The organism is Saccharomonospora iraqiensis subsp. paurometabolica YIM 90007, from assembly GCF_000231035.2.
GTDB classification, from domain to species: Bacteria; Actinomycetota; Actinomycetes; order Mycobacteriales; family Pseudonocardiaceae; genus Saccharomonospora; species Saccharomonospora paurometabolica.
The window spans coordinates 178,471-184,556 of the sequence record NZ_KI912213.1; the positions used below are offsets into that span (position 1 = coordinate 178,471).

General features: G+C 71.9%; 8 protein-coding genes and 1 pseudogene. All 9 read right to left on the minus strand.

The window, feature by feature from the left end; genetic code table 11:
- A partial coding sequence (locus tag SACPADRAFT_RS32275) for a non-canonical purine NTP pyrophosphatase (RefSeq protein ID WP_007026103.1) occupies positions 1-448 on the minus strand: 448 nt, incomplete at its 3' end.
- On the minus strand, positions 445-1,224 hold the full coding sequence (rph, locus tag SACPADRAFT_RS0205505; RefSeq protein ID WP_007026102.1) for a ribonuclease PH: 780 nt from the start codon (positions 1,222-1,224) through the stop codon (positions 445-447). The genes SACPADRAFT_RS32275 and rph, both read right to left, overlap by 4 nt.
- A gap of 51 nt (positions 1,225-1,275) precedes the next feature.
- On the minus strand, positions 1,276-2,046 hold the full coding sequence (locus SACPADRAFT_RS0205510; RefSeq protein WP_028662240.1) for an MBL fold metallo-hydrolase: 771 nt from the start codon (positions 2,044-2,046) through the stop codon (positions 1,276-1,278).
- Between the two features lie 198 nt (positions 2,047-2,244).
- Complete coding sequence (murI, locus tag SACPADRAFT_RS0205515) at positions 2,245-3,018, minus strand: glutamate racemase (RefSeq protein ID WP_026455632.1); 774 nt, start codon at positions 3,016-3,018, stop codon at positions 2,245-2,247.
- A gap of 74 nt (positions 3,019-3,092) precedes the next feature.
- Positions 3,093-3,689 (minus strand): rhomboid family intramembrane serine protease, encoded by a 597-nt coding sequence (locus SACPADRAFT_RS0205520; protein ID WP_028662241.1) that lies wholly within the window; start codon positions 3,687-3,689, stop codon positions 3,093-3,095.
- 219 nt (positions 3,690-3,908) lie between these two features.
- Positions 3,909-4,859: a PLP-dependent cysteine synthase family protein gene (locus SACPADRAFT_RS0205525; protein WP_007026098.1), complete on the minus strand. Its 951-nt coding sequence runs from the start codon at positions 4,857-4,859 to the stop codon at positions 3,909-3,911.
- Between the two features lie 13 nt (positions 4,860-4,872).
- Positions 4,873-5,151, minus strand: coding sequence for a MoaD/ThiS family protein (locus SACPADRAFT_RS0205530; protein WP_007026097.1), 279 nt, complete (start codon positions 5,149-5,151; stop codon positions 4,873-4,875).
- A 73-nt stretch (positions 5,152-5,224) separates the two neighbouring features.
- Positions 5,225-5,713, minus strand: a complete 489-nt coding sequence (locus SACPADRAFT_RS0205535; protein WP_028662242.1) for a M67 family metallopeptidase — start codon at positions 5,711-5,713, stop codon at positions 5,225-5,227.
- Between the two features lie 54 nt (positions 5,714-5,767).
- A pseudogene (locus SACPADRAFT_RS29850) lies at positions 5,768-6,086 on the minus strand (hypothetical protein); the annotation flags it as partial.

A 6,086-nucleotide genomic window follows, 5' to 3' on the forward strand; every position in this document is an offset into this window, starting at 1 on the left:
CGTCCGACGGGGCCGCGCCGACCGACGGGGCCGGCATGACGCCGTCCGGCCGGACCAGGGCCGCCGCACAGACGAACGCCGCGCCGCGCCGGTCGTCCGGAACGTCGGTGAGCTGGTCCAGCACGAGCCGGAGATTCGCCGCGTCGTCCCCGTGCGAGCCTGCCCACCGTGCCGACAGCACACCGGGCATCCCGTTCAGGGCGTCGACCGTCAACCCCGAGTCGTCGGCGACGGCGGGCAGGCCGGTGGCGCGGGCGGCGTCGCGGGCCTTGGCGAGGGCGTTCTCCTCGAAGGTCGCGCCGGTCTCGGGCGCCTCGGGGAACGGCGCGACGTCGGCCATGCCGACGACCTCCACCCCGGCCACACCCGCGTCGGCGAGGATGCGGCGCAACTCGGCCAGCTTCTTCGCGTTCCGGGTCGCCAACAGCACCCGGACGGCGTCACTCACTTCTTGTCCTTCGCCTTCTTCGACCGCGGGGGCTCCGGCAACTCACCCGGGTACGGCCCGGCCAGGGCCTCGGTCTGCCTGCGGGTCAGTTCCGCGCACCCGTCGAGCGCCAGGTCCAGCATCGTGTCCAGGGTGGACCGGGTGAAGGTGGCGCCCTCCCCGGTGCCCTGCACCTCGATCAGGGTCCCCGCGTCGGTGGCGACGACGTTCATGTCCACCTCGGCGCGGGAGTCCTCCTCGTAGGGGAGGTCGAGCCGCACCCGACCGTCCACCACCCCCACGCTGATCGCCGACACGGCCGCCGACAGCGGCTTCGGGTCGGCGAGCCGTCCGGCCGCCCCGAGCCAGGTGATCGCGTCGGCCAGCGCCACGTACCCACCGGTGATGGCGGCCGTGCGGGTGCCCCCGTCGGCCTGGATCACGTCGCAGTCGATGACGACGGTGTTCTCCCCCAGCGCCGCCAGATCGATGCACGAGCGCAGGGACCGCCCGATCAACCGGCTGATCTCGTGGGTCCGACCGCCGACCCGTCCCTTGATGGACTCCCGGTCACTGCGGGAGTGGGTGGCCGACGGCAACATGGCGTACTCGGCCGTGACCCACCCGAGTCCCGATCCGACCCGCCAGCGGGGCACCCCCTCGGTCACGCTGGCGGCGCAGAGCACCCGGGTGTTCCCGAACTCGACGAGTACCGAACCCGCCGGCCACTGCTGGTAACCGCGGGTGATCCGTACCTCGCGGAGCTGGTCGTCGTTCCTGCCGTCTTGTCGCACCACGCCTGGCAAGCCTAATGACCCCCGATCCGGCCCGCCGACGTGGGCGGGTCGTCACAACTCGTAGACCCCGCCCTGCTCCACACGTTCGGTGGGCCCGGCGAACTCCGCCCGCGCCTCGGCCAGGATCGACTCCCCGTCCGACCACGGTGACACGTGCGTGAGCAGGAGTCTTCCGGCCCCGGCCCGGTGTGCCAGACCGCCCGCCTGCTTCCCGGACAGGTGCAGTGCCTCCGGCCGGTCCGGCGCCTCGGTCCAGCTCGCCTCGGCCAGCAGCACGTCGGCACCGTGGGCGAGCTCCTCCAGCCCCGGGCACGGCCCGCTGTCCCCGGTGTAGGCGAGTGTGGAGCCGTCCAGTCCGATCCGGAAGCCGAACGACTCCGTCGGGTGCACGACCGGGACCGGCGTCACGGTGAACGGTCCGATCCGCTCGGTCGCGTGCCGCAGGGTGTGGAAGTCGTACACGTCCGACAGGTCGGTCTCCAGCCGCTCCGACTCGTGCGGGGCGAAGGCGTTGGCGAGTCTGCGCGGGGCCTCACCGGGTGCGTACACCGGGAGCCGGTGCGCGCGCGGATCGTACGGCGGGTCGGGGTGGTACCGGCGCAGCACCGTCAGCGCGCTGAAGTCGGCGCAGTGGTCGGGGTGCAGGTGGGACAACAGCAGCGCGTCCAGCCGGAACGGGTCCATCAGGGCCTGCATCCGGGCGAGTGTGCCGTTGCCGAGGTCGATCCCCAGCACGAAGCCGTCGGCTTCGAGCAGATACCCGGAGGCGGCACGGTCGGGACCGGGGATGCTGCCGGAGCAGCCCAGGATCGTCAGTCGCACGCCGCACACCTTGCCACGAGCCCGCGCGGCACGCCCCCGGCACGTGGTGGGCGGCACGCCCACCGTGAACTCCACAGGCGGCACGCCCACCGTGAACTCCACAGGCGGCACGCCCACCGTGAACTCCACAGGCGGCACGCCCACCGTGAACATCACAGCGGCACGCCCACCGGGAACACGGCAGGCGGCGCGCCGACGTCACGGAGCGGGGAGCACCGTCCCACCGAGCCCCAGGAAACGGTGCGCCAGCCGGGTGAACGGCTCGGGCTCGCCGGTGGCCACGAGTTCGTGGTCGGGTTCACCGTCCCGTCCGGTGAGCAGATCGCGTTCGGTGAGCACCCGCACGACGTCCTTGGCGGTCTCCTCGGCGCTGGACACGAGGGTGACCTCGGGGCCCATCACCGTCTGGAGCACTCCGGTGAGCAGGGGGTAGTGCGTGCACCCCAGGATCAGGGTGTCCACCCCGGCACGGGTGAGCGGTTCCAGGTAGCCCTGGGCGAGTCCGAGCACCTGCCTGCCCGAGGTGATCCCGCGTTCGACGAAGTCGACGAACCGCGGGCACGCCGTGCTGTGCAGGGTGACCCCGGTGGCGGCCGCGAAGGCGTCGTCGTAGGCGCGCGAGCGGACCGTGCCCTCGGTGCCGATCAGCCCGATCCGGCCGTTGCGCGTGGTGGCCGCCGCCCGCCGCACCGCGGGCAGCACCACCTCGAACACCGGGATGTCGTACCGCTCCCGGGCGTCCCGCAGGCACGCGGCCGACGCGGTGTTGCAGGCGATCACCAGCGCCTTCACCCCGCCCGCGACCAGGTCGTCGAGCGCGGCGAGTGCCAGTTCACGGACCGTGGCGATGGGCAACGGCCCGTACGGCGCGTTCCGGGTGTCGCCCACGTAGCGCAGACGTTCGGCGGGGAGCTGGTCGGCCACCGCACGGGCGACGGTGAGCCCACCGACGCCGGAGTCGAAGATCCCGATGGGGGCGTCGGCGTCCGGGAGACCGGAGTTCGGGGCCGGATCGGGGGTGGCGGCGTTCGGGGTGGCGGCCTGACTCACGCCCCGAGACTACCGTTGCGGGTCCCCGCGGCCGGACGGTCCGCCCGGCCGACCACCCACGCCGCCAGGACGCCGCCGACCGCGCCGAACAGGTGCCCCTGCCAGGACACACCCGGCGCACCGGGCAACACGCCCCAGAGCATCCCGCCCCAGAGCAGGAACAACACGACGGCGAGCGCGAGCTGCCGGAGACTCCGGGTGAACAGCCCGCGCACCAGCAGGAATGCCAGCCATCCGAACGCGAGCCCGGAGGCGCCGACCGTGACGGTCCCGGGAGGTGCGGTGAACCACACCCCGATCCCGGCCGTGAGCCAGATGGTGAGCGTCACGCCGATCCACTGCGCGAGTCCACCGGACATGGCGAGGAAGGCGAACACCACCACGGGGACGGTGTTGGCGAGCAGATGCCCCCATCCGGCGTGCAGCAACGGCGCCCAGGCGATGCCGTCGAGCCCGTCCACCGACCGGGCCACGATGCCGTTGCGGTCGAGATCGGTGGTGAACAACACCACGTCGATCAGCTCGACGAGGTAGAGCAGCAGCACGAACGAGACCGCCACCGCGGCCGCCGACAACGGTCGCGGCGGCAACACCCGCCCGGTACCCGACCGTCGCGCCCCGGACGCCGCACCGATCCCGTCCCTGTCCACACCCCCAGGCTACGGCGCCCGCACCCCGACCCCCCCGCACCCACCCCGGTGACCGTGAAGGGCACATTCCCTGCGTCACAAGCCGTGAGGGGCACATTCACTGCGTCGTGTGCAGCGAATGTGCCCCTCACGGCACGACGGCGGGGGACCACCCCGGGCGGGTCAGGCCCAGAGCTGGCCGTCCAGGCGTTCGGCGGCCTCGTCGAGGGAGCCGCTGTAGGCGCCGGTCGAGAGGTACTTCCACCCCGCGTCCGCGACGATGAACGCGATGTCGGCACTCTCCCCCCGGCTGAGGGCCTTGTTGGCGACCCCCAGGGCGGCGTGCAACACCGCACCGGTCGAGATGCCCGCGAAGATGCCCTCGTGCTCCAGCAGCTCGCGGGTCCGGCGCAGCGCGTCGTAGGCGCCCACCGAGTACCGCCCGCTGAGCACGTCCTCGTCGTACAGCTCCGGCACGAACCCCTCGTCGAGGTTGCGCAGGCCGTACACCAGCTCGCCGTACCGGGGCTCGGCCGCGATCACCCGGACGTCCGGCTTCTGCTCCCGCAGGTACCGCCCGACGCCGACCAGCGTGCCGGTGGTGCCCAGCCCACCCACGAAGTGTGTGATCGTCGGCAGGTCCTTGAGCAGCTCGGGCCCGGTGGTCGCGTAGTGCGCGTCGGTGTTGGCCGGGTTCCCGTACTGGTACAGCATCACCCAGTCCGGGTTCGTCTTGGCCAGTTCCTTCGCCCGCCGCACGGCCTCGTTGGACCCACCGGCCGCGGGCGAGTACACGATCCGCGCCCCGTAGGCCTGCAACAGCTGCCTGCGCTCGTCCGAGGTGTTCTCCGGCATGACGCAGACGAGACCGTAGCCCTTGAGTTTGGCGGCCATCGCCAGCGCGATGCCGGTGTTGCCCGACGTCGGCTCCAGGATGGTGGCACCGGGCCGCAGGTGGCCGTCCCGCTCGGCGGCGTTGATCATCCCCAGCGCGGGCCGGTCCTTGACCGAGCCGGTGGGGTTGCGGTCCTCCAGCTTCGCCCACAACCGCACGTCCTCGGCGGGGGAGAGCCGAGGCAACCCCACCAACGGGGTGCCGCCGAGCATGTCGAGCAACGACTCGTAGCGGGCCATGAGCACCGACCGTTCAGCGCGCGCCGCCGGCGACGGCGGGGAGGATGGTCATGGTGTCCCCGTCGGTGACCTCGGCGTCGAGGCCGCCCGCGAACCGGACGTCCTCGTCGTTGACGTAGATGTTGACGAAGCGGTGCAGCTTGTCGTCCTTGACCAGGCGCTCCTTGAGGCCGCCGTGGCGGGACTCGAGGTCGTCGATCACCTCCGCCACGGTTTTGCCGGACGCCTCCACCGACTTCTCACCCCCGGTGTGCGTGCGCAGGATCGTGGGGATGGAGACGGTCACGGACATGAAGTACCTCCACTGCAAGGGGTTTGACCTAGACACAGACGCCTGAACGGGCGGGGGTATTCCCGCGCGGTGCTCAGCGCTCGTCGGGGACGTCGTCGCTGCCGGTGTTGGCGAACATGTACGACTCGACCACATCGTCCCGCGGCGTGCCGTCCTCGATGATCTCGACGGGTTCCTCGGTGACCTCGCCGTCCACGATCCGGTACGAGCGCAGTTCGTGCTCCTCGGGGTCCCGGGTCGAGACCAGCACGTAGTGCGCGAACGGTTCCTGCGCCAGCTTGATGTCCGTCCGGGACGGATACGCCTCGGTGGCGGTGTGTGAGTGGTAGATCACTACCGGCTTCTCGTCCCGGACGTCCATCTCCCGGTACAGCTTGAGCAGGTCGGCGGAGTCGAACTCGTAGAACGTGGGCGAGCGCGCCGCGTTCACCATCGGCACGAACCGCTCCGGGCGGTCGGTGCCGTCGTCGGGACCGGCGATGACGCCACACGCCTCGTCCGGGTGGTCGGCGCGCGCGTGCGCGACGATCGCGTCCACGAGCTCACGGCGAATCTGCAACACGCCCCCGAGTCTACGTCCCGCCGATCGGCTGTTCACACCGTGAGAAGACACAGGTCACGCCGTGAACAACGTCTCGTCGCCCGGTTCGGTGAGTGCCGCGTTGGCCAGCGCCGACTGGCACGCGGTCAACCGCACCAGGTCCCGGTCGCGGTCCCGGGTGTGCGCGGTGGTCCAGTCCACCCGGGCCGCCCACCGGGGGCGCGGCAGCAGCACCGTCTGCGCCTGCCCCAGTGCGGTGAACATCGCCGCCACCGCCTGCCGGTCGAGCGTGACGGTGGGCGAGCCGGGCAGTTCGGTCCGGGCCTCGTCCAGCAGCGCGAGCGTGTCCCGCACCGCGGCCAGCAGGCGCGCCCGCAGGGCCGGACCGTGCTCG